Source organism: Streptomyces sp. NPDC017520, assembly GCF_044329855.1.
Lineage (GTDB): Bacteria > Actinomycetota > Actinomycetes > Streptomycetales > Streptomycetaceae > Streptomyces.
On the sequence record NZ_JBIRKB010000002.1, the window covers coordinates 32,406 to 57,032 of the forward strand.

At 72.9% G+C, this 24,627-nt stretch carries 25 protein-coding genes and 1 riboswitch; of the genes, 11 read left to right on the forward strand and 14 right to left on the reverse strand.

Going from position 1 to position 24,627, the window contains the following annotated elements; all coding sequences use genetic code 11:
• Positions 1-49: 49 nt before the first annotated feature.
• Genes ACH4KB_RS04225 through ACH4KB_RS04235 form a run of 3 tightly spaced genes read right to left on the reverse strand, consistent with a single transcriptional unit; the run spans position 50 to position 2,749 of the window.
• Positions 50-1,108, reverse strand: coding sequence for a zinc-dependent alcohol dehydrogenase family protein (locus ACH4KB_RS04225; RefSeq protein WP_398063421.1), 1,059 nt, complete (start codon positions 1,106-1,108; stop codon positions 50-52).
• A 22-nt stretch (positions 1,109-1,130) separates the two neighbouring features.
• Positions 1,131-1,835: a lysoplasmalogenase gene (locus ACH4KB_RS04230; protein ID WP_398063423.1), complete on the reverse strand. Its 705-nt coding sequence runs from the start codon at positions 1,833-1,835 to the stop codon at positions 1,131-1,133.
• The gene (locus tag ACH4KB_RS04235; RefSeq protein WP_398063425.1) at positions 1,832-2,749 is read right to left on the reverse strand and encodes a sterol desaturase family protein; all 918 of its coding nucleotides are present in this window, start codon (positions 2,747-2,749) and stop codon (positions 1,832-1,834) included. The genes ACH4KB_RS04230 and ACH4KB_RS04235 overlap by 4 nt, the downstream gene beginning before the upstream one ends.
• Positions 2,750-2,894: 145 nt before the next feature.
• On the opposite strand from ACH4KB_RS04235, the gene ACH4KB_RS04240 reads away from it, so the two are divergent.
• The 6 genes from ACH4KB_RS04240 to ACH4KB_RS04265 all read left to right on the forward strand — a co-directional run bounded on the left by ACH4KB_RS04240 (position 2,895) and on the right by ACH4KB_RS04265 (position 10,875).
• Positions 2,895-5,990, forward strand: a complete 3,096-nt coding sequence (locus ACH4KB_RS04240) for an NACHT domain-containing protein (RefSeq protein ID WP_398063426.1) — start codon at positions 2,895-2,897, stop codon at positions 5,988-5,990.
• 63 nt (positions 5,991-6,053) lie between these two features.
• Positions 6,054-7,076 carry a DEDDh family exonuclease gene (locus ACH4KB_RS04245; RefSeq protein WP_398063428.1) on the forward strand — a complete coding sequence of 341 codons (1,023 nt, stop codon included), beginning with the start codon at positions 6,054-6,056 and terminating at the stop codon, positions 7,074-7,076.
• Positions 7,077-7,140: 64 nt separating this feature from the next.
• Entirely contained in the window at positions 7,141-7,374 is a 234-nt protein-coding gene (locus tag ACH4KB_RS04250) for a hypothetical protein (RefSeq protein WP_007459448.1), read from the forward strand.
• Between the two features lie 78 nt (positions 7,375-7,452).
• Positions 7,453-8,256 carry an SURF1 family protein gene (locus ACH4KB_RS04255; protein WP_398063430.1) on the forward strand — a complete coding sequence of 268 codons (804 nt, stop codon included), beginning with the start codon at positions 7,453-7,455 and terminating at the stop codon, positions 8,254-8,256.
• Positions 8,257-8,321: 65 nt separating this feature from the next.
• The gene (locus ACH4KB_RS04260) at positions 8,322-10,115 is read left to right on the forward strand and encodes a glycoside hydrolase family 15 protein (protein WP_398063432.1); all 1,794 of its coding nucleotides are present in this window, start codon (positions 8,322-8,324) and stop codon (positions 10,113-10,115) included.
• Between the two features lie 4 nt (positions 10,116-10,119).
• On the forward strand, positions 10,120-10,875 hold the full coding sequence (locus ACH4KB_RS04265; protein ID WP_398063434.1) for an SDR family oxidoreductase: 756 nt from the start codon (positions 10,120-10,122) through the stop codon (positions 10,873-10,875).
• 34 nt (positions 10,876-10,909) lie between these two features.
• Here ACH4KB_RS04265 and amaP read toward each other — a convergent pair whose 3' ends face one another.
• Genes amaP through ACH4KB_RS04290 form a run of 5 tightly spaced genes read right to left on the reverse strand, consistent with a single transcriptional unit; the run spans position 10,910 to position 13,230 of the window.
• Positions 10,910-11,488 (reverse strand): alkaline shock response membrane anchor protein AmaP, encoded by a 579-nt coding sequence (gene amaP, locus ACH4KB_RS04270; RefSeq protein ID WP_398063436.1) that lies wholly within the window; start codon positions 11,486-11,488, stop codon positions 10,910-10,912.
• A gap of 5 nt (positions 11,489-11,493) precedes the next feature.
• Positions 11,494-12,177, reverse strand: coding sequence for a DUF6286 domain-containing protein (locus ACH4KB_RS04275; RefSeq protein ID WP_398063438.1), 684 nt, complete (start codon positions 12,175-12,177; stop codon positions 11,494-11,496).
• Complete coding sequence (locus ACH4KB_RS04280; protein ID WP_398063440.1) at positions 12,174-12,527, reverse strand: hypothetical protein; 354 nt, start codon at positions 12,525-12,527, stop codon at positions 12,174-12,176. The genes ACH4KB_RS04275 and ACH4KB_RS04280 overlap by 4 nt, the downstream gene beginning before the upstream one ends.
• Complete coding sequence (locus ACH4KB_RS04285; protein ID WP_006123598.1) at positions 12,524-12,715, reverse strand: hypothetical protein; 192 nt, start codon at positions 12,713-12,715, stop codon at positions 12,524-12,526. Before ACH4KB_RS04285 ends, ACH4KB_RS04280 begins: the two co-directional genes overlap by 4 nt.
• 44 nt (positions 12,716-12,759) lie before the next feature.
• A complete protein-coding gene (locus tag ACH4KB_RS04290) occupies positions 12,760-13,230 on the reverse strand; it encodes an Asp23/Gls24 family envelope stress response protein (RefSeq protein ID WP_018957713.1) in 471 nt (156 codons plus the stop codon).
• 93 nt (positions 13,231-13,323) lie between these two features.
• On the opposite strand from ACH4KB_RS04290, the gene ACH4KB_RS04295 reads away from it, so the two are divergent.
• Positions 13,324-14,070 carry a hypothetical protein gene (locus tag ACH4KB_RS04295; RefSeq protein WP_398063442.1) on the forward strand — a complete coding sequence of 249 codons (747 nt, stop codon included), beginning with the start codon at positions 13,324-13,326 and terminating at the stop codon, positions 14,068-14,070.
• Here ACH4KB_RS04295 and ACH4KB_RS04300 read toward each other — a convergent pair.
• From ACH4KB_RS04300 to ACH4KB_RS04310, 3 genes are all read right to left on the reverse strand, one after another.
• Positions 14,060-14,851, reverse strand: a complete 792-nt coding sequence (locus tag ACH4KB_RS04300; RefSeq protein ID WP_265602352.1) for an enoyl-CoA hydratase/isomerase family protein — start codon at positions 14,849-14,851, stop codon at positions 14,060-14,062. The genes ACH4KB_RS04295 and ACH4KB_RS04300 overlap by 11 nt on opposite strands.
• A 145-nt stretch (positions 14,852-14,996) precedes the next feature.
• Positions 14,997-15,218 (reverse strand): helix-turn-helix domain-containing protein, encoded by a 222-nt coding sequence (locus ACH4KB_RS04305; protein ID WP_006123601.1) that lies wholly within the window; start codon positions 15,216-15,218, stop codon positions 14,997-14,999.
• Between the two features lie 350 nt (positions 15,219-15,568).
• Positions 15,569-17,167, reverse strand: a complete 1,599-nt coding sequence (locus tag ACH4KB_RS04310; RefSeq protein WP_371622754.1) for an ABC-F family ATP-binding cassette domain-containing protein — start codon at positions 17,165-17,167, stop codon at positions 15,569-15,571.
• Positions 17,168-17,468: 301 nt separating this feature from the next.
• Here ACH4KB_RS04310 and ACH4KB_RS04315 point away from each other — a divergent pair, with 301 nt between their 5' ends.
• Positions 17,469-17,879, forward strand: coding sequence for a VOC family protein (locus ACH4KB_RS04315; protein WP_398063445.1), 411 nt, complete (start codon positions 17,469-17,471; stop codon positions 17,877-17,879).
• Positions 17,880-17,961: 82 nt separating this feature from the next.
• Here the strand turns inward: ACH4KB_RS04315 and ACH4KB_RS04320 are convergent, their stop codons facing one another.
• From ACH4KB_RS04320 to ACH4KB_RS04330, 3 genes are all read right to left on the reverse strand, one after another.
• Complete coding sequence (locus ACH4KB_RS04320; protein WP_398064624.1) at positions 17,962-19,311, reverse strand: hypothetical protein; 1,350 nt, start codon at positions 19,309-19,311, stop codon at positions 17,962-17,964.
• Between the two features lie 184 nt (positions 19,312-19,495).
• Complete coding sequence (locus tag ACH4KB_RS04325; protein WP_398063446.1) at positions 19,496-20,623, reverse strand: alpha/beta hydrolase; 1,128 nt, start codon at positions 20,621-20,623, stop codon at positions 19,496-19,498.
• 130 nt (positions 20,624-20,753) lie between these two features.
• A complete protein-coding gene (locus ACH4KB_RS04330) occupies positions 20,754-21,413 on the reverse strand; it encodes a class II aldolase/adducin family protein (protein WP_398063448.1) in 660 nt (219 codons plus the stop codon).
• 277 nt (positions 21,414-21,690) lie between these two features.
• Between ACH4KB_RS04330 and ACH4KB_RS04335 the strand changes: the two genes are divergently transcribed.
• The 3 genes from ACH4KB_RS04335 (at position 21,691) to ACH4KB_RS04345 (ending at position 24,596) form a co-directional block, all read left to right on the forward strand.
• Positions 21,691-22,953, forward strand: coding sequence for an anion permease (locus tag ACH4KB_RS04335; protein WP_398063450.1), 1,263 nt, complete (start codon positions 21,691-21,693; stop codon positions 22,951-22,953).
• Positions 22,954-22,965: 12 nt separating this feature from the next.
• Positions 22,966-23,196, forward strand: coding sequence for a hypothetical protein (locus tag ACH4KB_RS04340; protein ID WP_265602347.1), 231 nt, complete (start codon positions 22,966-22,968; stop codon positions 23,194-23,196).
• A 149-nt stretch (positions 23,197-23,345) separates the two neighbouring features.
• Positions 23,346-23,478: riboswitch (cobalamin riboswitch) on the forward strand.
• A 131-nt stretch (positions 23,479-23,609) separates the two neighbouring features.
• Positions 23,610-24,596, forward strand: a complete 987-nt coding sequence (locus ACH4KB_RS04345; protein ID WP_398063453.1) for a cobalamin biosynthesis protein — start codon at positions 23,610-23,612, stop codon at positions 24,594-24,596.
• Positions 24,597-24,627: the final 31 nt, after the last annotated feature.

The window sequence follows — 24,627 nt, forward strand, 5'->3', positions numbered from 1 at the left end:
TGCGAGGGCCCGGGGAGGACGTTCTCCCCGGGCCCTCGCGCGTCGGGCCCTACGGCGTGATGAGCACCTTCAGCGCGGTCCGCTCGTCCATCTCCTTGTAGCCGAGCGGCACTTCGTCCAGGCCGATGGACCGGTCGAAGACGGGCGACGGGTCGATCGTGCCGTCCAGCACGTCGGGGAGCAGTTCCGGTATGTACCGGCGTACGGGGGCGACGCCGCCGCGCAGGGCGATGTTCCGGCCGAACATCACGCCGAGGTCCACGCCGGTGGCGCTGCCGTGCGGGACACCCACGTAGCCGACGGAGCCGCCGTCGCGGACGATGCCGAGGGCGGTGCGCATCGACTGCTCGGTGCCGACGGCCTCGATGACGCTGTGCGCGCCCTCGCCCCGGGTCAGTTCGCGGACGGCGGCGAGGGCGGCCTCGCCGCGTCCGGCGACCACGTCGGTCGCGCCGAAGCGACGGGCGATGTCGGTGCGCGCGGTGTGGCGGCCGAGCGCGATGACGCGCTCCGCGCCGAGCCGCTTGGCGGCGAGCACCCCGCACAGGCCGACCGCGCCGTCACCGACGACCGCGACGGTGCTGCCCGGCCCGACGCCCGCGCCGACGGCGGCGTGGTGGCCGGTGCCCAGGACGTCGGAGAGCGCCAGCAGGGCGGTGAGCAGGCGGTCGTCGGACGCCGCGGCGGCCGGGAGCCTGACCAGGGTGCCGTCGGCGTGGGGGACGCGGACGGCCTCGCCCTGGCCGCCGTCCGACTGTGCGCCGTCCGGGCCGACCGAGCCCCAGAAGCCGCCCTCGGGGCAGGAGGTGGTGAGGCCCTCGGCACAGTAGGTGCAGGTGCCGTCGGACCAGACGAACGGGGCGACGGCCAGATCGCCGACGGCGAAGCCGTTCACCCCGGGGCCGGCCTCCTCGACGACGCCGAGGAACTCGTGGCCGGTGCGCTGACCGGGCCGCCGGGCCGACTCGCCCCGGTAGGCCCACAGGTCGCTGCCGCAGATGCAGGACCGCAGGACCCTGAGCACCACGTCGGTGGGCTGCTGGATCCCGGGGTCCGGCACCTCCTCCACCCGGATGTCGTGGGGGGCGTGGATGACGGTGGCGCGCATACGTTCGGGGTCCTTGCCGGTCTCAGACGCTGGTACCCCGTTCACGGTACGCCCCGGTTCGCCCGGTTCCGCCGGCCGGGGGAGCCGTGAGCACCCCGAGGGTCAGCAGCGCCTGGGCGGCGATGTAGGTGAGCATGACCCAGAAGTCGGGGGCGGGTGCCTGCGGCCACTTCGCGATGCCGGTGGCGATGAGGGCGTCGGAGATCAGGAAGAGGGCCCCGCCGGCCGCGGCGTACCGGCCGAGCACGCCGGCCCGCCAGGCCACGGCCGTGAGCAGCAGGCTGTAGCCGGTCAGCGGGATACGGAGGTCCGCCGGGAGGTCCGGCCAGATCAGCACGAGGAAGACGGCCAGGACGAGGGCGTACCCGGCTCCCGTGGCCAGCGGCGCACGGGCCCGGTCGCGGCCGAACAGCGTCAGGTAGCAGACATGGCCGACCGCGAAGGATCCCATGCCGAGGAGGAAGGCCAGGTCGTCGGCGAGCAGGAAGACGTCGCCGCCCCACCCGAACAGCAGGGCCGCGACGAGTAGCCGGGGTCCGCCGCGGAGCGCCGCGTACCCGGCGAGCAGCGGCATCAGCAGCGGCTTGGCGACGAGGTGGACGGCCCCGGCCCCGGCGAGCAGCCCGGCCAGGTCGACCGCGGCGACGAGGAGGAAGGCGAGGAGCACGGGGCGGGCGAAGCGCTCGGCTCCGCCGGCGCGCGCGGGGCGGGAGTCAGTGGCGCTCACAGGGCGCGTCCCGGAACGGAGGTTTCCGGGGACACGGGCGCGGGTTCTCCCGCCGCGGCCCCGGCCCCGGCCCCCGCCTTCGGCCCCGGCTGCCAGCCGGGCCCGCGGAAGACCCGTCCGGCCCGCTCGCCCCAGGTGTCGGCGGCCCTGACGTCCCGGGCGATGGCGGCGTACTCGTGGGTCGCGACGCGCAGCGGGTTGTGGGTGGAGATGTTCTTGGTGAGCCCGTAGACGGGCCGCTCGGTCTCGGCCGCGAAGGATCCGAACATCCGGTCCCAGACGATCAGGATCCCGCCGTAGTTGCGGTCCAGGTAGCCGCCTTGGGAGGCGTGGTGGACGCGGTGGTGGGAGGGCGTGTTGAGGACGTACTCGAAGGGGCGCGGAAGCTTGCCGACGCGCTCGGTGTGCACCCAGAACTGGTAGACGAGGTTGGCCGACTGGCAGAACGCCAGCGCCGCCGGGTGCACCCCGCAGGCGATCAGCGGCAGATAGAAGGGCCAGACCGTCGCGGAGGTCCAGGGCTGGCGCAGCGCGGTGGTGAGGTTGAACTTCTCGCTGGAGTGGTGGACCACGTGGCAGGCCCACAGGATCCGGATCACGTGGTGGCCGCGGTGGGACCAGTAGTAGAAGAAGTCCTGGGCGAGGAGCATCAGCAGGACGGTCCACCACAGCACGGGCACCCGTAGCGGCGTCAGCTCGTGGACACCCATGTAGATCGCCAGGACGGGGATCTTCCACAGCAGGTCGAAGCCGAGGCTGCCGATGCCCATGGTGAGGCTGGTGGCGGTGTCCTTGGTCGCGTACCCGGCGGCGTCCTCGTCCGGGTGGAGGCGGTAGCTGACCATCTCGATCACGGTGAGCAGCACGAAGGCCGGTATGGACCACAGCACGACATCGGGCAGGTTCGGCTCCATGCGAGCACCGTAGGGCCGCGGGCCGGCGAGGGCTAGACGTTGTTACCCACAAGTATGCGAGACCTGGTGTCAGCGATCTTTGGCACTTTCTGCCAGTCGCCCACGCCGTAGGATCCGCGGTACAGGCCCCAGGGGAGGAACGCACGTGTCCGGTACGGAAGTTGCCCTGTTACGGCTGGCCACGACGGTGGGCGGCGCGGCCGCCAAGGCACTGCTGACGCCCAGGCCGGGCGCGGGCCTGGTCCCGGACCCGGTGCGTCCGCTCCCCCGCCCCGCGAAGCCGGAGCGGCTGGCCAAGGTGCTCGCGGGCCGCATGGCCGACGCCTTCGCCGACCTCCCCGAACACGAGCGGCTGGCCGCGCTCACCTCCGTACAGGACACGTTCGCGGCGGCGGACGAGCCGGACGCCGAACGGCTCTTCGCCCTGGAGCTGGCCCCCGAGCGGCTGCGCGCCGAGCTGTCGGCCCCCGCCGCCGGGCTCTCGGCGCGGGCCGTCGACCTGTACGAGGATCTGCTCGGCCGCTGCTGCGCGCACCTGGTGGAACAGCTGACGGCGCACCCGTCGTTCGCCGCCCGGGCGGCGGTGGAGCAGGTTCGCGCGACGGGCCGGACACGGGAGCTGGTGGAGGAGGTACGGGACCGGGTCGGGCCGCGCCCGGACGCGGCGGACCTGGAGTTCGAGGGGCGGTACGCGGAGTTCGTGGCGAAGGCCAACGACCGGGTGGAGCTGTTCGGGCTGACGCTGGGGCGGTCGGCGGGCGGGTGGCCGCTGGAGACGGCGTACATCGGTCTGGAGGTCAGCGGGGAGTACGAGACCGCCGACCGGCTCGGCCTGGATCATTCGCTGCGGACCACAGTCCGGATCGAGCAGGCCCTCGGCGAGCGGGACCGGCTGTTACTGCGCGGGCCCGCCGGTTCGGGCAAGAGCACGCTGGTGCAGTGGCTGGCGCTGAACGCGGCCCGACAGTCGTTCGGGGACGAGCTGACCGACTGGAACCGGTGTGTCCCCTTCGTCCTGCGGCTGCGCGCCTTCACGGCCCTGGACGCGCTGCCCGCCCCGGCGGACTTCCTGCGCGCGGCCGGCGTTCCGCTGCACGGCTCGGCCCCGGCCGGCTGGGCGGACCGACTGCTCCTGCAGGGCCGGGCGCTGGTCCTCGTGGACGGGGTCGACGAGGTTCCGGACCGGCTGCGCAAGCGTACGGAACGCTGGCTGAAGGATTTGATCCTTGCCTATCCACGGGCCCGGTACGTGGTGACGACCCGCCCGTCCGCCGTCCCCGAGACCTGGCTGTCCAGCTCCGGCTTCGAACCGCACAGCTTGCTGGCGATGAGCCAGGAGGACGTTCGTGCCTTCATCGAACACTGGCACCGGGCGGCCCACTCGGAGTGCGGGGCCGAGGAGGAGCGCACCGAGCTGGACCGGTACGAGACCGCCCTGCGCCGGGCGGTGGGCACCCGGCGGGACCTGGGGCTGCTCGCGACGAACCCGCTGATGTGCGCCCTGCTCTGCGCGCTGAACCGGGACCGCCGGATGCAGCTGCCCCGGGCGCGCAAGGAGTTGTACGACGCGGCGCTGGACATGCTGCTGGTCCGGCGCGACACGGAGCGCGAGATCATCGGGGTTGAGGGCGTCGACCTGACCCGCGAGGAGCAGACGGCTCTGCTGCAACGGCTCGCGTACTGGCTGATCCGAAACGGCCTGGTCGAGGCCCGGCAGGACGAGGCGGTCTCTCTGGTCGCTGACTGGATGCGGGCCATGTCGCAGGTCCGGGGCACCCCCGACCAGGTCTTCGCGCACCTTCTCAACCGCAGCGGACTCCTCCGCGAACCGGCCCCGGGCGCGGTGGACTTCGTGCACCGGACCTTCCAGGACTACCTGGGCGCGAAGGCAGCTGTGGAGGCGCGCGACTTCGGCGTCCTGGTCCGCCACGCCCACGAGGACCAGTGGGACGACGTGGTGCAGATGGCGGTGGGGCACGCTCGGCCGGACGAGCGGGCGTCGCTGCTGGGGGCGTTGCTGGAGCGGGCGGACGCGGAGCCCGAGTGCGAACACCGGCTGGTCCTGCTGGCGGCGGGGAGCCTGGCCCATGCCCCGGAGCTGGATCCGGAGGTACGGGAGGAGGTGGAGGCGCGGACGGGGAGGCTGTTGCCGCCGGACAGCAAGAAGAGCATCGACGAACTGGCCAAGGTGGGCGACCTCGCGCTGGAACTGTTGTCGTCGCTGCTGGACGGGCTGGCCGAGCGGGAGGCGGCTTCCGTGGTGCGGACCGCCGCGGCGGTGGGCAGCGAGACCGCGTACGAGCTGGTGAAGCAGTTCCGGGACGACGAGCGAAACCTGGTCACGGAGGCGTTGTCCCTGGCCTGGGAGGAGTTCGACCCGGACCTCTACGCGCGCGAGGTGATGGCGGCCCGGTCCTGGGACAACAACTACGTGTACGTGAAGTCCGATGCGCAGCTCTCAGCCCTGCGCCGGATCCCGCGTATGGGGTGCCTGAACGTGGCGGGCGACCGTCAGGATCTGCCACAGGTGCTCTCCCGGCTGAGCCTGGACCGCGTCTTCGTTTGGCAAAACGGACAGCTGACCGATGTGGGGCCGCTCGCGGCGATGCCCCGGCTCCGCGAGATCGGCCTGAGCCACTGCCCGCAGATCCGGAACCTGGAACCTCTCGCACGTCCCGGGTTGGAATGGCTCTCGCTCGTCCAGCTCCACCCCTCTCTCGATCCCGCGCCGCTCACCGGGATGCCGGACCTCCGGCACCTGGTACTCGGCCACCCCTTCCTCATGGAGTGCGTCGGCGAACTTCCCGTCTGCGGTCAGCTGACCGGACTCGACCTGCTGTCCGAGACCCGGTACCTGAACCTGGAGGGCCTGGACCGCTGGACAGGGCTGAAGTCCCTGTCCCTCTACGGTCTGACCCACTACCAGCAGCTCGCCCGGATGCCGTCGCTGCACGGTCTGGAGCGTCTGCACCTCGCCCGGATAGCGGAACTGGACCTGCGTCAGGCGGCGCCTCTCACCGCACTGCGTGAACTCTCTCTGTACCCGATGGGCAAGCCCTACTGCCTCGCACCCCTCGTCGATCTCCCGTCCCTCACCACCCTCGGCCTCTACGGAGGCGAAGGCGCCTGCGACCTCACCCCCCTGGCGGGCATGGACAACCTGACGATCCATGTGGCCCACGGCACCCACGTCACCGGCGCCGAACTCTTCCCGCCCGAACGGATCGTCCGCCTCCCCTGACGGCGGGATCACGTCACCGTGACCGGCCGAATAGGGGACTGTCAGTCGCGGCCCGTATTCTCTGTGACCATGCTCGACGACCGCCAGACAGCCGCACCATGGCCGACCGCCTACCCCCAGGGGTACGCGGTCGTCGACGTGGAGACCACCGGACTCGCCCGCGACGACCGGATAGTGTCCGCCGCCGTCTACCGGCTGGACGCCCTGGGCAATGTCGAGGACCACTGGTACACGCTGGTCAACCCGGAGCGGGACCCCGGGCCCGTCTGGATCCACGGGCTGACGAGCGACGTGCTCGAAGGCGCGCCGCTCTTCCCCGACGTGGCCGCCGAGCTGTCGGAGCGGCTCAGGGACCGGGTGCTCGTCGCGCACAACGCGGCGTTCGACTGGTCGATGATCGCCCGGGAGTACGCGCGAGCGTCGGTGATCGCCCCCGTCGAGCACCGGCTGTGCACGATCGCGCTGGCCAAGGAGTTGCGGCTGCCGCTGCCCAACCACAAGCTGGCCTCCCTCGCCGCGCACTTCGGCGTCGTACAGCAGCGGGCCCACCACGCCCTGGACGACGCCCGGGTGCTGGCCGAGGCGTTCCGGCCGAGCCTGCACGCCGCGGCCCGGGGCGGGGTGCGGCTGCCGTTGCTGGAGTGCCGGCCGCTGACCGAGTGGTCCGACTCCCCCGTCACCCCGCGTGTCGGCTACCAGCCCTCCCGGCAGCAGAACAGCTGGCGGCCCTCGCGCAAGCGGCCGGCCTGCCCGTATCCCAATCCGGGGCGGTACGAGAAGGAGAAGCCGCTCCAGCAGGGCATGCGGGTGGCCTTCTCCGGGGACACCTCGATCGACCGGGAGCTGCTGGAGGACCGGGCGGTGGAGGCCGGCCTGCACGTGGCGACCAGTGTGTCGCGGCTGACCAGTCTGCTGGTGACCAACGACCCCGACGCCGCCACGTCCAAGACACAGAAGGCGAAGACCTTCGGGACACCGATCCTGGAGGAGAGCGCCTTCACCCATCTGCTGCGCGACGTGGCCCCCGCCGAACCGGTCCCGGGGGCGACCCTGCCGCACCAGGCCCCCGCACCGTCATCGGAGTGAACCGGGCACGACTCGCCCGGCAGCCGCTCGCCCCGTGACCGCCGGGCGTCCCACCCTGTGGCGCATGGCACGTTGTGAGGTTTGCGGAAACGACTACGGCATGTCCTTCGAGGTGCACGCGCAGGGCGCGGTGCACGTCTTCGACTGCTTCTCCTGCGCCATCCACCGCATGGCGCCGATCTGCGAGCACTGCCGGGTCCAGGTGATCGGGCAGGGCGTCGAGGTCGACGGGCACTGGTACTGCGGCGCCCACTGCGCCCGCGCCGAAGGAAAGGCAGGCATCGTGGACAAAGTGTGACGGAGCGGACCACCGCCGGATCGCTCCGGCTCGACCCCTGAGTGCCGCACCCCATGCCCCCGGTTGTACGGTCATGGGGTGTACCGCTTCCTGTTGACCCGGCAGTGGGTGATCCTCACCCTGCTCGGCCTCGCGCTGATTCCGACGATGATCGAGCTGGGTTTCTGGCAGTTCCACAAGCACGAACACCGGGTCGAGCAGAACGCGCTGATCTCGCGGAACCTCGACGCGCGGCCGGTACCGGTCTCCGAGCTCACCTCTCCCGGACACACCGTCCCGCGCTCGGACTACTGGCGGGCGGTCACCGCGACGGGGACGTTCGACACCGAGCACGAGGTGGTCGTCCGCCGCCGGACCTCGGACGACGACCGCATCGGCGTCCATGTCCTGACCCCGCTGGACCTCAAGGGCGGCGGGACCGTCCTGGTCAACCGCGGCTGGGTCCCGGCCGCGCCCAACCAGACCGCCTTCCCCGACGTGCCGCCCGCCCCCCGGGGCGAAGTGACCGTCGCCGGCCGCCTCAAGGCGGACGAGACGACCGGCAGCAGCGGCATCAAGGACCTGGCGGGGCTGCCGGACCGGCAGGTGATGCTGATCAACAGCGACCAGCAGTCCCAGCTGCTGTCCCGGACGGTCCTCGGTGGGTACATCGAGCAGACCGCCCCCCGGCCGACGGGTGATCTGCCCGAGCAGATCGCCTCCCCCGACGACAGCTCGATCGGCCCGCACATGGCCTACGCCGTCCAGTGGTGGCTGTTCGTCGCCGCCGTCCCGGTCGGCTGGATCATTCTCGTACGCCGTGAGAAGCGCGACCGCGAGCAGGCCGCGGCCGAGAACGCGACGGCCGACGCCCCCGGACAGCCCGAACCGGCGAGCGCCTGAGGCCTCCGGCAAACCCTCGGCCTGATGGCTGGTTGACAACGGCCTGGTTCGGGAAAACGCCAGGCGTGACCCCACGCATCGAGGACTACGCCCTGATCGGCGATCTCCAGACCGCCGCGCTCGTCGGCAGGAACGGTTCCGTCGACTGGCTCTGCCTGCCCCGCTTCGACTCCGGCGCCTGCTTCGCCGCCCTGCTCGGCACCGAGGAGAACGGCCACTGGCGCATCGCGCCCCAGGGGACGGGCACCTCGGACACCTGCACCCGGCGCGGGTACGCGGGTGACTCCCTGGTCCTGGAGACGTACTGGGAGACGCGGACCGGCACGGTGAAGGTCGTCGACTTCATGCCGCAGCGCGACAAGTCGCCGGACCTGATGCGGATCGTCGAGGGCGTCAGCGGCACCGTCGACATGAGTTCGGTACTGCGGCTGCGCTTCGACTTCGGTTCGGTGGTGCCCTGGGTGCGGCGTTCGCACGGCCACCGGGTGGCGGTCGCCGGCCCCGACTCCGTATGGCTGCGCAGCGAACCGCCGGTCAAGACGTGGGGCCAGCAGTTCAGCACCTGCTCCTCGTTCACCGTCGCCGAGGGCGAGAGCGTGGCGTTCGTGCTGACCTGGCACCCCTCGCACGCGCCGCGCCCGAAGCTGATCGACCCGCGCAAGGCGCTGAAACACACCCTCCACGACTGGGCGAAGTGGACCGACGCCTGCACCTACGAAGGCCCCTACCGCGAGGCCGTGCTGCGCTCCCTGATCACTCTGAAGGCGCTGACATACGGCCCGACGGGCGGCATCGTGGCGGCCCCGACCACCTCCCTGCCGGAGGAGATCGGCGGCGTACGGAACTGGGACTACCGCTACTGCTGGCTGCGCGACGCCACGCTGACCCTGGGGGCGCTGGTCTCGGCCGGCTATCTGGAGGAGGCGGCGGCCTGGCGGGACTGGCTGCTGCGGGCCGTCGCCGGGGACCCGGCCGACCTCCAGATCATGTACGGGCTGGCGGGCGAGCGGCGGCTGCCCGAGACGGAGCTGCCCTGGCTCACCGGGTACGAGCACTCCCGGCCCGTGCGCACCGGCAACGCGGCGGTCCGTCAGCAGCAGCTCGATGTGTACGGCGAGGTCATCGACGCGCTCCGGCTCGCCCGCGTCGCCGGTCTCGACGACAAGCCGCACGCCTGGAACCTCCAGCTCAGCCTGCTCGGCTTCCTGGAGTCGACCTGGCGCGAGCCGGACGAGGGGCTGTGGGAGATCCGCGGCCCCCGGCGGCACTTCGTGCACTCCAAGGTGATGGCCTGGGTCGCCGCCGACCGGGCGGTGCGCTCGCTGGAGGAGAATCCCGAACTGCCCGGCGACGCCGACCGCTGGCGGGCGATGCGGGACGCCGTGCACGCCGAGGTCTGCGAGAAGGGGTACGACCCCGAGCGGAACACCTTCACCCAGTCCTACGGGTCACGGGAGCTGGACGCCTCCACGCTGCTCATCGTGCGAACCGGGTTCCTGCCGCCGGACGACCCGCGGGTGACCGGCACGGTGGACGCGGTCCGCGCCGAGCTGGGCAGCGACGGGCTGGTCCGTCGCTACAGCACCCAGGGCACCTCCGTGGACGGTCTGCCGGGCGACGAGGGGGCGTTCCTCGCCTGCTCGTTCTGGTTGGTGGACGCGTTGCAGCGGATCGGCAGGCCGGACGAGGCGCGGGAGCTGTTCGAGCATCTGCTGGAGCTGCGCAACGACGTGGGCCTGCTGGCCGAGGAGTACGACGTGGCGGCGGGGCGGCAGCTGGGCAACTTCCCGCAGGCCTTCAGCCATATCGGTCTGGTGAACTCCGCTGTCGACCTGGCCGGGGAGGACCCGGCAGGATAGGGCCATGGATCTTGGACTGAAGGACCGCGTCTACATCGTCACCGGAGCGACCCGGGGCCTCGGCAACGCCACGGCCCGCTCCTTGGCCGCCGACGGCGCGAAACTGATCATCACCGGCCGGGACGAGAAGTCCGTCGCGGAGGCCGCCGCCGAGCTGGGCCCGGACGCGGTCGGGCTCGCCGCCGACAACGCCGACCCGGGCGCCGCTCAGCGCCTGGTGGACACGGCGCGGGAACGCTTCGGACGGCTCGACGGCATCCTCATCAGCGTCGGCGGACCCGCCCCCGGCTTCCTCGCGGACAACACGGACGACCAGTGGCAGACCGCGTTCGAGACGGTGTTCCTGGGGGCGGTACGTCTCGCCCGGACGGCCGCGGCCGCGCTCGGCGAGGGCGGCGTGATCGGCTTCGTGCTCTCCGGTTCGGTCCATGAGCCGATCGCGGGGCTGACCATCTCCAACGGGCTGCGCCCCGGTCTCGCCGGCTTCGCCAAGTCGCTGGCCGACGAGCTGGGCCCGCGCGGCATCCGGGTGGTGGGCGTGCTGCCGGCCCGGATCGACACCGACCGGGTCCGCGAACTGGACGCCCTGTCCGGCGACGCGGAGGCCGCCCGCACCGCGAACGAGGCGCGGATCCCGCTGCGGCGCTACGGGACGCCGGAGGAGTTCGGGAGGACCGCGGCCTTCCTGCTCTCCCCCGCCGCCTCGTACCTGACGGGCATCATGGTCCCGGTCGACGGCGGAGCACGGCACGGCTTCTGACCCTCCCACCGCTCCCCAGGCGCCGCAAGGGCCGTCAGGAGACCCGTTCCGCGCGGTGCTTGACGGCCCTGAGGCGCACCTCCGCGGGGAGTCCGTCCAGGCCGGCCGAGTCGCGTGCGTGCGCCAGCGCCCCGTCGGCGACCGCGTTCAGCGTCCCCAGGGGCGCGGCGTGCGGTTCCATCAGCAGGCGGACCCGGGCCCGGGGCGCGGTGCGGCGGCCGGTCAGCATCGCCTGGGCGCGGGCGACTCCGTCCAGTGCCTCCGCCTCCCCGGCGAGGACGCCCTCCAGGGCGCGGCCCCGCAGCTGGGCCCCTTCGCCGTCGCCGCTGTCCACCAGTACGTCGGCGAGCCGGCCGCGGCGGAGCTGGGCGAGGAACCACCACAGAGCGAGGACCACGAGGACGGCGAGGACGGCGATCACCGTCGGCCACCACCAGCCGTCGTCGCGCCAGCGCTGCCGGTCGGCCACGCTGAGCAGCACGTCGGTCTTGCCGTCCCAGGGCCACCAGGACGGCACGGACGCGCCGAGGCCGGCGGCGAGCACGGCTCCGCCGACGACGACCAGCACCAGCCCGGCCAGGGCCAGCAGGACCCGGTTGACGGTGGAGCGCATGCGGCTCATCCCTTCTTCGCCGGTCGGTGCACCTGGACGGAGATGGCCGGCGGCTTCGCCAGGCCCAGCTCCCGTACGGCCTTCTCCAGCACGGTGTCCAGGTCGGTCCGCACGTCGTCGAGTTCCCGGAAGTGGGAGAGCGCGCGCACCTTCGCCTTCCGCCGTCCCATCCTGACCCGCACGGACTGCACGCCGGACACCTCCACGGACCGGTCCCGCAGGACCAGTGCGGCGGCGGTGCGGTCGAGTCCGGCCCGGACGTCCGCGCGGTCGCGACGCATCGGCAGCAGATCGCGCAGTCCGGGGGTGAGGGCGAGCAGGATCAGCCAGAGTCCGATCAACGCCGCCACCCCGGCCCCGATGAGCACCGCGACGTCGTCCAGCCGCTGTTCGGCCAGTCCGTCGGCGAGGGAGCGACGCCACCCCATGGCCGGGCGCCCGGCCCGTACGGCGGCGATGTCGTAGAGCAGCAGTCCGGCCCCGCCCAGGAGTACGAGAGCCAGCAGGGCGGCCGGGACGCGGCGGGCGGACCAGAAGCGGCCGGCGGCGCTGTCGCCCCGTTCCAGGGTGGGGACCGATTCGCGGGCGTCGGCCGTCGGGTCCTGGGCAGGCGTGCGCGCGTCGGCGTCGTCCTGTCCGACGGTGGGCATGCGCCGGGTGGAGCCGGTCGGCTCACGGGGTTCGGTCATCGGATCCTCCCCTGTGCGGCGGCGCTCGCTCCGGCGGGGTGCAGCCGTTCGACCTGCACGGCCACCTCGGGTACCTCCATGCCTGCGAGTGCCTCGACCCGCTGGGCGACCCGGCGGCGTACGGCGCCGCACTGGCGGCCGATGTCGCTGGGATAGCCGAGCTCCAGGCTGACGCGGACCCGGGCGGCGTCGCGGTGCACGGTGACCGTGGCACGCGGCGACGCCCCGTCCGCGGGCGGTTCGTCGATCGCCTCCTTCGCCGCCTGGGCGGCGATCTTGGCGACGACGCGGTCGGCGATCCGGGTCTCGCCCCGTATCGCGGCGGCGACCCGGCCGGTCACCGCCGTCACCGTCGCCGGTCGCCGCGCTCGCGACTCCGGAAGAAGTCGCCGGGCTCCAGGTCGCCGTCCAGGAAGCGGCCGGCGATGAAGCCGATCGCGCCCAGCGCGGCCACCAGTACGAAGGCTCCGAACCCGCCGAAATACCCGGCGAACCCGAGCGCCATGCCGGCCAACAGACCGGCGACAGCCATGCTCATCGTGTTTCTCTCCTCAACTGGCGTGCGACGGAAATGCGGAAGGGCTACTGGACCCGCTGTTCGGACTCGTCCTCGTCGTCCTCCTCGTCGGGCAGCTTGACGTCGCTGACCGCGATGTTGACCTCGACGACTTCGAGTCCGGTCATGCGCTCCACGGCGGCGACGACGTTCTCGCGCACGTCGCGGGCCACGTCGGAGATGGACACGCCGTACTCGACGACGATCTCCAGGTCGAGGGCCGCCTGGGACTCGCCGACCTCCGCCTTCACACCGCGGGTGACGGACTTGCCGCCGCCGGGAACCCGGTCGCGGACGGCGCCGAACGTCCTCGACAGGCCGCTGCCCATCGCGTGGACACCGGCCACGTCGCGTGCCGCCATTCCGGCGATCTTCTCGACGACGCCGTCGGCGATGGTGGTGCGGCCCCGGGTACCGGGGTCACCGCCGCCACGCTTGCCGAGGTTCTTGCCGCCCGGGCCGCTGTCGGGGTTGTTGCGCTGGGAGCTCTCAGTCATCGCCGATCTTCCCTTCGGGACAGGGTTGGACTTCCTCGCCCACGTTAAGTGTGCTTTCGCCATCCCGCGCCGTGGATGCGGCAGGCTGGGGCGATGACAACAGCGCGGGACCCGCAGAGGGACGACGGATGGACCGCCGCGGTACGGCAGCGGCTGGGCCTGGGCAGACTGCTGCCGCTGGGCGGCCCGGAGGACGGCGCGTGGATCGCCGAGACGGCTGCCGCCGCGGTGCTGCGCGGGGCGACGGCCCGCCCCGGGACGGTGCTGGGGAAGCTGCGGATCGGCCCCACGGAGGCGGCGGTGGAGGCGGCGGCGGCCGGAGGGGGCCGCGAAGCGTCGCGGGGCCCGGCGGACCCGGCGCCGCCCCCGGCTCCGCCGAACGCGCTGCCGTCGGTACCGCTGCGGATCGAGGCGGAGTTCTCCACCACCCCCGACCGGCCGCTGCCCGACACCGCGGCGGCCCTGCGCGCGGCGCTGCTCACGGCCGCCGCCGCCCGGCTGGGTCTGGAGATCGCCGAGGTGGACCTGACGGTCACCGCATTGCTGGAGGACGGTGCGACCGATCAGGTGACGGCCGGGGGAACGGCGCCGCCGGCCCCGGGCGCGAAGCCGGAGGGGCCGGTGGCGACGGCTGCCGCCGGAGTGCCGGGGGTCGTCTCGCTGACCCGGGTCCTGGGCGACCCGGTGCACACCTCCCGCGACCATGTGCGGGTCGAGGTGGCGACGGACGGGGACCACCGGGCGCTGGATGTCGCCCGGTCCGTGCGCACGGCGGTGGCGGCGGCCGCGGCGGAGCGGCTGCCGGTGTCGGTGCTGGTCACGCACGTGGTCAGTCGGTGATGCCCGCCAGGTCGCGGAGCCGGCGGCCCTGGGCGGCCCGCTCGGCGACGCGCTGCTCCTCGTAGTCGCGCGAGAGCGCGCCGGCCAGGAGGGCCTTGGTCTCGACGACGGCGTCGCGGGGTGCCGCGACCAGGGCCCCGGCCAGGTCGCGCGCCGCCGCGTCGAGCTGGTCGGCGGGGACGACGAGGTTGGCGAGGCCCGTGCGCTCGGCCTCCTCGGCGTGCACGAAGCGGCCGGTGGCGCAGATTTCGAGCGCGCGGGCATACCCCACGAGGTGCACCAGGGGATGGGTGCCCGTGAGGTCGGGAACGAGGCCGAGGCTGGTCTCGCGCATGGCGAACTGCACGTCCTCGGCGACGATCCGCAGATCGCAGGCGAGGGCGAGCTGGAAGCCGGCGCCGATGGCGTGGCCCTGGACCGCCGCTATCGACACCAGGTCGTTGCGGCGCCACCAGGTGAACGCCTCCTGGTACTCGGCGATGATCGCGTCGAGCTCGGCCTCCGGGCCGCGCGCCATGTCGAGGAACGACGGCTCGCCGTCGAAGCCCTCGGGAGTGAAGGCCTGACGGTCGAGGCCCGCGGAGAAGGACATGCCCTCGCCGCGGAGCACCACGACCCGGACCGTGCCGGGCAGCGCCCTTCCGGCCTCGGTCAACGCCCGCCACAGAGCGGGAGACTGAGCGTTGCGCTTGGCCGGATGGGTGAGCGTCACCGTGGCGACGGCGTCGTCGACGGTGAGCCGTACACCGTCCTTGTCGAGCACAGTGTCGAGCGAGGTCATGGGGCGCCTCCGGATGGGGTGCGGTCAGCACTCGGTATGAAGTGACTGAACAGTAACCACCCGGACGACCTTGCGGTCAGCCGGGTGGTCACCCCGAATTCGTTGGGCCCGAATGACGCCGAATGACCCGAGAAACGCAGAGGCCTCAGGCCGAAGCGGCCTTCTTGCCCCGTGTCGCGCCGCCGCGTCCTCGCAGCGTCACTCCGGATTCACTGAGCATCCGGTGGACGAACCCGTAGGAGCGGCCGGTTTCCTCGGCCAGCGCCCGGATGCTCGCACCGGAGTCGTATTTCTTCTTCAGGTCTGCCGCGAGCTTGTCACGCGCGGCGCCGGTTACCCGGCTGCCCTTCTTCAGAGTCTCGGCCACCCGTGCCTCCTCATGGGAAGTGCGCTCTGGACTCTCATGATCACCCCTCCCGCGCTTCCTGGCCACCCATTCGGCAAGGTCGGTGCGAGCGGTTTCCCGGACGCGAAGCGCGTCGGCACGAACGGAATCCTTGATTCCCCATGGCGTGCGAGGGCATACGACCCGGCCCGGCCGGAGAACAGCCAGGTCAGGGCCGTACGGGGAAGAGCGGCCGGGAAGGGGGCGCACGACGGGTGAGCGCCGGGCGCACCACCGGAGTACGAGACGTCCTCACGCAGATGATGGATCACGCGTAGGCCGAATGATCTATTCCCGGTGATTCAGGCGAGGGCGACGAGGTCCCCGGTGGATCAGGCGAGGGCGACGAGGTCGCGGTAGTCCGCTCCCCAGAGGTCCTCGACGCCGTCCGGGAGCAGGATGATCCGCTCCGGCTGGAGCGCCTCGACGGCGCCCTCGTCGTGGGTGACGAGGACGACCGCGCCCTTGTAGGTGCGCAGTGCGCCGAGGATCTCCTCGCGGCTGGCGGGGTCGAGGTTGTTCGTCGGCTCGTCGAGCAGGAGCACGTTGGCGGAGGAGACGACCAGCGTCGCGAGGGCGAGCCGGGTCTTCTCGCCCCCGGAGAGCACGCCCGCGGGCTTGTCGACGTCGTCGCCGGAGAAGAGGAAGGAGCCGAGCGTCTTGCGGACCGCCACGAGGTCGAGGTCGGGTGCGGCGGAGCGCATGTTCTCCAGGACCGTGCGCTCCGGGTCGAGGGTCTCGTGCTCCTGGGCGTAGTACCCGAGCTTGAGCCCGTGCCCCTCGATGACCTCGCCGGTGTCGGGCTTCTCGGCGCCGCCGAGCAGCCGCAGCAGCGTGGTCTTGCCGGCGCCGTTGAGACCGAGAATGACGACGCGGGAGCCCTTGTCGATGGCGAGGTCGACGTCGGTGAAGATCTCCAGCGAGCCGTACGACTTGGAGAGGCCTTCCGCCATCAGCGGGGTCTTGCCGCAGGGCGAGGGGTCGGGGAAGCGCAGCTTGGCGACCTTGTCGGAGACCCGGACGGCCTCCAGGCCCGAGAGCAGCCGGTCGGCGCGCTTGGCCATGTTCTGGGCGGCGACCGTCTTGGTGGCCTTGGCGCGCATCTTGTCGGCCTGCGCGTTGAGGGTCGCGGCCTTCTTCTCGGCGTTCTGGCGCTCGCGCTTGCGGCGCTTCTCGTCGGCCTCGCGCTGCTGCTGGTAGAGCTTCCAGCCCATGTTGTAGACGTCGATCTGGGAGCGGTTGGCGTCGAGGTAGAACACCTTGTTGACGACCGTCTCGACCAGGTCGACATCGTGGGAGATCACCACGAAGCCGCCGCGGTAGGACTTGAGGTAGTCACGCAGCCAGACGATGGAGTCGGCGTCGAGGTGGTTGGTCGGCTCGTCCAGGAGCAGGGTGTCGGCGTCCGAGAAGAGGATCCGGGCCAGCTCGACGCGGCGGCGCTGACCGCCGGAGAGCGTGTGCAGCGGCTGGCCGAGGACCCGGTCGGGCAGGCTGAGCGCGGCGGCGATGGTGGCGGCCTCGGCCTCGGCGGCGTACCCGCCCTTGGTGAGGAACTCCGTCTCCAGGCGCTCGTACTTCTTCATCGCCTTCTCGCGGGTGGCGCCCTGTCCGTTCGCCATCCGGTCCTCGTTCTCGCGCATCTTGCGCAGGATCGTGTCGAGGCCGCGGGCGGAGAGGATGCGGTCGCGGGCGAGGATGTCGAGGTCGCCGGTGCGCGGATCCTGCGGGAGGTAGCCCACCTCGCCGGACCTGGTGATGGTGCCCCCGGCGGGGGTGCCCTCGCCCGCGAGGCACTTGGTGAGGGTGGTCTTGCCCGCTCCGTTGCGGCCGACGAGGCCGATGCGGTCGCCCTTGGCGATACGGAAGGAAGCGGACTCGATGAGGATGCGGGCGCCGGCGCGCAGCTCGATGCCGGAAGCGGTGATCACGGGAGAACTCCAGGGCAGTAGGGACGGCGGAGGGACGAGGGCGGAGGTCTCTCGACGCCGCTAATGCACAAGGAGGAAAGCCATACGGCTCATTCTACTGGCGGTGCGCAACTTCTTTGTCCGCGCGCCCGTCGGGACGAACGGGCCGATACCCGGCCCGGGGCGGCACCCGCCTGGACGCGGCGACGGTCGGCGAGGACCGGGCCCAGGAGGGCGTTGTCAGTGCCCGGTGGAAGACTGAGACGCAGATCACATCCATGTGGTCGGGACAGCAGATGCGACACCGGGAGAGGTGAGTGCGATGACAGGCGGGGCGAGCGGCGTTCCCACGGTCTGCCCGACGATCCTGTACGACGACGCGAAGGCCGCGATCAGGACGCTGACGCAGGGCCTCGGCTTCACCGAGGAGGCGGTCCACGAGGGGGAGAACGGCAGTGTGCTGCATGCCGAGCTGTCCTGCGGCAACGGCAGGGTGATGCTCGGTTCCAAGGGGCGCGGGGGACTGTTCGCGCAGGCGATGACGGGCGCGGGCCCGGCGGGGGTGTACGTGGTGGTGGACGAGGTGGACGAGCACTGTGCCCGCGCCAGGGAGTTCGGCGTGGAGATCCTCATGGAGCCGACCGACCAGGACTACGGCTCCCGGGACTACATGGCGCGGGACGCCGAGGGCAACGTGTGGAGCTTCGGGACGTACGCACCGGGGTCCGGCTGAGCGGGCGGGCGGGCGGGGCGACTCCCCGGCACGGCGGCGGTCGGGTCTCGCCGGGTGGCCCCGGGGCCACCCGGGCCCCGGGTCAGGCTCCTCCGGTGTGCACCTGGAAGGCGGCCCGGCGGACCGCCTTGGCCAGGGCCGGGTCGGGGTGGGCGGCGGCCAGGGCGACCAGGACCTGGACGGTGCGCGGATGGCCGACGGCCCTGACCTCGTCGAGCAGGGCCGGGACGGTGCCCTGGACGGCGGAGTCGAGGTGGCGCACCAGCAGCCCGGTCTCGCCGTGGTCGGCGACGGCCGCCGCGGTGTCGACCCAGAGCCAGGTGGCCTCCTCGCGGCTGAGGACGTCCGGGGCGTCGTCCGGGTCGTTGCCCTCGTACTCGGCGAGCCAGAGCAGCGCGTAGGGCCGCAGCGAGGGTTCGGCGAGCACGGCCCGGACCTCGGGTTCGGCGGGGGCGCCGACGACCCTCAGCGCCTCGAAGGCCAGTCCGCGCAGCAGCGCGTCCTCGCCCCGGGCGACGGCCAGCAGTTCGGCGACGGCGCTGCCGACGGTGCGGGCGGCGAGCCAGGCGCGGTATTCGGCGCGGGCCGGGCCGGGGGTGAGCCGGGCGCAGCCGAGGAGCATGTGGGCGGCGGACTGCTCGATGTTTCCGGCCGGGCTCTGGGCGGCGACGCAGATCTGTTCCAGCTTGACCCAGACCGCCCAGTTGCCGAGCGGGGTGAGGGTGGCGTGCCCTTTGCCGAGCGTCAGCGCCCCGACGGCGGCGAGGCCCTCCAGGGCCCAGTCGAGCAGCAGGGCGTTGAGGTCGGCGCTCCGGGCGGGTCCGGCGCCGTTCTCGGCCGCCGCTGCCCGGGCGGGGGGCTCCGCCGGGGCGGCGGGCGCGGTTCTGCCGGGTCCCAGGGGCACTTCGCAGCGCTCCTCCTGGAGTTCGGCGACGCGCTGCCCGAGGAGGTCCAGCAGGGCGGGGACGGTGACGGGCCCCGCGGAGAGCTGGAGGAGGGAGAGCACCTGGGGCACGGCCTCGACGGCTTCGGCGACCGCCCCCGCCTCGATGTCCGCGGGTGCGGCGTGGACGAGCGACCAGGCGTCGAAGAGCGCCACCCAGCCGCGCAGGACGGCGGAGTCGTCCCGGTCCCAGGCGCGCAGCCGCCAGCCGGGGCGGGCGGTGTCGCCGTGCAGTTCGATCAGTCCGGCCAGCCGGGCCCGGTCCCAGCCGGCGCGGACCTGTGCCGGGGAGAGTTCCAGAGCGGTGGCCGCCCGTTCGAGGGCGTGGGCCGCGAGCGGGGCGGCGGTGCCCGGCCCCGGCGTGCCCGCCGCCCAGTGGGCGATGCGTACGGCGTCGGCGAGCACCGTCCTGGCCTGGCGCGCCAGTTCCGTACGGGGCGGGGTGCCCTCGGGGGGCCGGGGAGCCGGCCTGGTACGCCGGGTCGTCACGGCCTTGCGGGCGGTGGCGAGGGGTCGCGGGCGGACAAGTCGCAGCCTGGAGTCGCGCGGAGTACGGGACGTCACGGGAGCAGTCTTGCCCCTGACGGCCCGAAAGCCCAAACGGAAGGCGTTTCACCGGTACGGGAAAGGTTCCCCCGGTGCGGCGGCAAGCGGGAGAGTTCACCCCATCGGCTCACATCAGGGGCGTGAGGAAGCGTCGCAGGGTCTCTTCGTAGCGGGCCGGGCCGGCGTTCCACATCGACGCATGCGGAGCCTGCGGTACGGCGTGGAGGCTGACCACGTCCGGGCGGCGGGCGGCGAGCTCGCGGGAGGCGGCCCAGGGGGCGATGGTGTCGTCCGGGCCGTGCAGGATCAGGGTCGGGGTGCGCAGGGAGGCGGGCGCCGAGGTCTCCAGCAGCGGGGCGGCGTTCATCCCGGTCCTGCCCTGGGCGGCGCGGACGGCGAGCGGCAGAACGGCGGCCGGGACCCCGCGGGCCGCGGCCAGGGCGCGCAGGGTGACCTGCCAGTCCAGCACCGGGGAGTCGAGGACGAGGCCGCTGATCCGGTCGCGGAGCGGGGACTCGACCGCGGCGTACAGGGCCATGGTGGCGCCGGTGGACCAGCCGTGGACGATCACGTTGCGGGCCCCGTGGCGCAGGGCCCAGCGGAGGGCGGCGTCGAGGTCGCGCCACTCGGATGCGCCGAAGTGGCCGAGGCCGTCCGCGGGGCGGGGGGCTCCGGGATCGCCCCGGTGGGCGAGGTCGAGCACGGGGAAGCCCTGTCCGCGCAGGAACGGCATCAGGTTCATGGGGTGGGCCCGGGTGGTGCCGAGGCCGTGCACGGTGATGACCCAGGTGTCGCGGGCGCCGGGGACGTACCAGGCGGGCAGGGTGCCCAGCTCGCCGGGGATCTCGACCTCCTGGTGGTCCAGGCCGAGGTCGCCGCTCGGGTCACCGTCGTACAGCGCGGGGGTGAGCCGCACCTTCACGCCCGGTTCGAGGAGTCCCCGGCCGACGCTCTCCAGCCTGCGGACGACGGTGTCGGCGGCCTGGGAGGCCCCTTCGACGACGGGCCCGACGACCGCGTGGACGCCGGGTCCGGACAGGCCGTAGGTGCCGGGCCTGAGCGCCGAGAAGGACCGGGTCAGGGTGACCTGTCCGGCCGCCGTGGCGTGCACGGCGAGTCTGCGGTCGGCGGGGAGGGGACGTCCCGGCGCCGCTTTGAGGGCGACGCCGCTGGCGTACCGGCCGGCGGCGACCGCTGTCGCACCGACGCCGAGGATCGTGGTGACGGCCGTTGCCGTCGCGGTTACCGGGCGCACCGCTTCAGTGTCGGGGGGCGGGAGGCGGGCTGCCAGTGGGCGGGGCCGTCCGGGGCGGACGGGCGGGGTCCGGTCCGGAGCCGTGGCCCGGGCCCCGGTGGTTTGCGCGCGTGCCCGGGGGCAGGCGGGGTCAGCCGGGCTGGCCGTATCCCTTGAGCGCTTCCGTCACCTCGTCCAGCTGGGCCGCGTCGAGCAGGGCCGGGGTGCGGCCGGGCACGGAGCTCGCGGTGAGCCAGAGGCGGCAGAGCCACTCCAGCTGGGCGGTGCGCTCGTAGGCCTGGTCGAGCGTGTCGCCGTAGGTGACGGTGCCGTGGTTGGCCAGCAGACAGCCGGTACGGCCCTCCAGGGCCCCGAGCATGGCCTCGGCCAGTTCCGGGGTGCCGTAGCGGGCGTAGGCGGCGGTGCGGACGGGGCCGCCGAGGATGGCGGCGGCGTAGTGGACGAGCGGCACCTCGGTGACGAGGGTGGAGACGGCGGTGGCGTGCACGGCGTGGGTGTGGACCACGGCGGCGGCGTCGGTGGAGCGGTAGACGGCCAGGTGGAGGGGGAGTTCGCTGGTCGGCCCGAGGTCGCCGAGGACCTGGCGGCCTTCCAGGTCGACGCCGACCGCGTCCCGGGGGCCGAGCCGGTCGTAGGGGACCCCGCTGGGCGTGACCAGGATCAGGTCGCCGACGCGGGCCGACACGTTGCCCGAGGTGCCGACGACCAGGCCGTCCGCCGCGCTGCGGCGGGCGGTCGCGACGACGTCCAGCCAGGTCCGGCCGACGGATTCCGGGTGCTGCTCGCTCATGGGGCGAGCGTAGGGGGCAAGAGGCGCAACCGGAACGTCACATGACAGGTGACGGAGGTCTCTTCCGGGTGCCGAACAGCCGTTCAAAATGTTCGCCAACTAGTGGCAAAGGGCGGCCCACGCCCCACCTCACAGGCCTCGCCCGGCCCCTCCCGGACACAAGCGGAGGCAACACACTCCGCTTGGGGTCACCACAGCGCCCTGTCCAGTTCATCTTCCGTTCATCCAGGTTGCCTACGGTCCACGTGCCACTGACGTCGAACGATTGCCTGGGTAAATGGAACACATCACGCTGCTGCTTGCGATTGTGGTCGTGACAGCTCTCGTGTTCGATTTCACGAACGGTTTCCACGACACCGCCAACGCGATGGCGACGACCATCTCGACCGGCGCCCTGAAGCCCAAGACAGCGGTGGCGATGTCCGCCGTTCTCAACCTGATCGGCGCGTTCCTGTCGGTGGAGGTCGCCAAGACGATCTCCGGCGGGATTGTCAACGAGGACGGCCTCAGAACCGAGGTCATCTTCGCGGCGCTCGTCGGCGCCATCCTGTGGAATCTGCTGACCTGGCTGGTCGGCCTGCCCTCCAGCTCCTCCCACGCCCTGTTCGGCGGTCTGATCGGCGCCGCGGTCATGTCGGCCGGCTGGTCCTCGATCAACGGCGGCACCGTCGTCACCAAGGTGCTGCTCCCGGCGATCGCCGCCCCGCTCGTCGCCGGCCTCGCCGCGATGCTGGCCACGCGACTGACGTACCGGATCAACCGGAACGTCACCGACGAGGGCCAGCTGAAGTCGACGGCCAAGGGCTACCGGGCCGGACAGATCGCCTCCGCCGGTCTCGTCTCGCTCGCCCACGGCACCAACGACGCCCAGAAGACGATGGGCATCATCACGCTGGCCCTGGTCACCGGAGGCGTCCTCGCCCCCGGCTCCAACCCGCCGCTGTGGGTCATCGTCTCCGCCGGTGTGGCCATCGCGCTCGGCACCTACCTCGGCGGCTGGCGCATCATCCGCACGATGGGCAAGGGGCTGACCGACCTCCAGCCGCCGCAGGGATTCGCCGCCCAGACCAGTGCGGCGACGGTCATCCTGGCCTCTTCGCACCTCGGTTTCTCCCTCTCCACCACCCAGTCCTGCTCCGGCGCCGTGATGGGCGCGGGTCTCGGCCGCAAGGGGGGCGTGGTCCGCTGGTCCACCGCCACCCGGATGTTCGTGGCCTGGGGTCTGACGCTGCCCGCCGCGGGTCTGGTCGGCGCGGGCGCCGAGTTCCTGACCAAGCAGGGCCCCTGGGGCATCGCCGTCACGGCGGTCATCCTGGTGGGCGGTTCGTTCGCCATCTGGCTGGCCTCGCGCCGCCAGCCGGTCGACCACACCAACGTCAACGACATGGACGGGGAGGGCGAGCCCCAGGGCGTCGTCACCACCGCCATCGCCGCGGTCCAGCCGCCGCCCGTCGGCGGCCCGGCCGCCGACCTCGCAACCACCATCCCGGCCCCGGCCCCGTCGCCCGACGACCCGGCCCGGCCGCCGGCCAAGGTGTAAGGACAGATCCGCATGAAAATCGACTGGGCAGCTCTCGCCTCCGTGTTCGGTGTCAGCCTCGTGGTCACCGTCGCGCTGGTCGGCCTCTTCACCCTGGGCATCGTCGCCCTCTCCAAGCAGTCCGCCACGGCCGGAAGCAGCGCTTCCGGAGGGTCGGTCGCGCTGGCGCGCACCGGCGCGTACGCCTGCTTCGCGGCGTGCGTGGCGGCGGTCGCGTACGGGATCTACCTGATCGTCGCCTGACCCCGTACCCCGCACTTCCCCGGGCCGGACACACGCGCGTGTGTCCGGCCCGATGTGTGTCTGCGCACAGTGGAGCCTCGCAGGTCAACAGCGAGTTGACGGTTCTTCGCGGGGCGTGGTGGACTGCCGGAGCCATTTACGGCGACAGCAGAGGAAGCCGGTGCGAATCCGGCGCGGTCCCGCCACTGTCACCGGGGAGCACTCCCCCACACCGGACGTCACGGCCCACGACACACGGGCTGGAAGGCCGGGGGAACTGCGGATCCGGAAGCCAGGAGACTCTCGTCGCCGGTCACGTCGAACCAGGGCGCGGACCCTGAGTGAGGACATACGCCATGCCCGGCCGCCGTGTGCCGCTTCACATGCCCCCTCATTCCCCCTCCGGAACGCCTCTCCCCGCGACCGGCTGAGCCATGCGTGCCGACCGCGTTTTCGCGTACGGCGCCACGGCCGGGCTGATCGCCGACGCCCTGCTCGGCGACCCCCGCCACGGCCACCCCGTCGCCGGATTCGGCCGCGCCGCCGCGCGGGTGGAGTCCCTGCTGTGGCGTGACGACCGGGGCCGGGGCGCGCTGCACACCCTCGTCTGCGCCGGAGGCGCGGTGGGGGCCGCCGCGCTGACCGCGCGCGCCGTCCGGGGACGCCCCGCGCTCGCCGTCGCGCTGACCGCCGCCACCGCCTGGTCCGTCGTCGGCGGGACGTCACTGGGGCGGGAGGCCCGCGCCATCGGCGGCGCCCTGGCCGCCGGGGACCTGGAGGTGGCACGGGAGCGACTGCCGCACCTGTGCGGGCGCGATCCGTACTTCCTGGACGGCCCGGGCATCGCCCGCGCGGTCGTCGAGTCGGTCGCCGAGAACACCTCGGACGCCGTCGTCGGCGCGCTGGTGTGGGGGGCGATCGGCGGGGTGCCGGGGCTCGTCGGCTTCCGGGCGGTGAACACGCTCGACGCGATGGTCGGCCACAAGTCGCCCCGCTACCGCCGTTACGGCTGGGCCTCGGCCCGCCTGGACGACCTCGCGGGGTGGCCCGGCGCCCGGCTGACGGCCGCGCTGGCCGTGGCGGGCGGCGGGCGGCCCCGGGAGGCCGTACGCGCCTGGAGGGCGGACGCAGGGCGTCACCCGAGCCCGAACGCGGGGCCGGTGGAGGCCGCGTTCGCGGGGGCGCTCGGCGTACGGCTGGGCGGGACCCTGGCGTACGCGGGGCGCGTCGAGCACCGGCCGGTGCTGAACGGGGAGTCCGGACGGGACGTGCGGGGCGCGGACATCGAACGGGCGGTACGCCTGTCGCGCCGGGTGAGCGCGCTGGCCCTCGGCGTGTGCGTGGCGGGGCGGATGGTCGCGGGCCGCGTGGTCGCGGGACGGTCGTCGGCAGGACGGCAGCGGGGGCGGGGGCGGTCATGAACGGTCCGGCACGGAACGCGGTACGGGAACG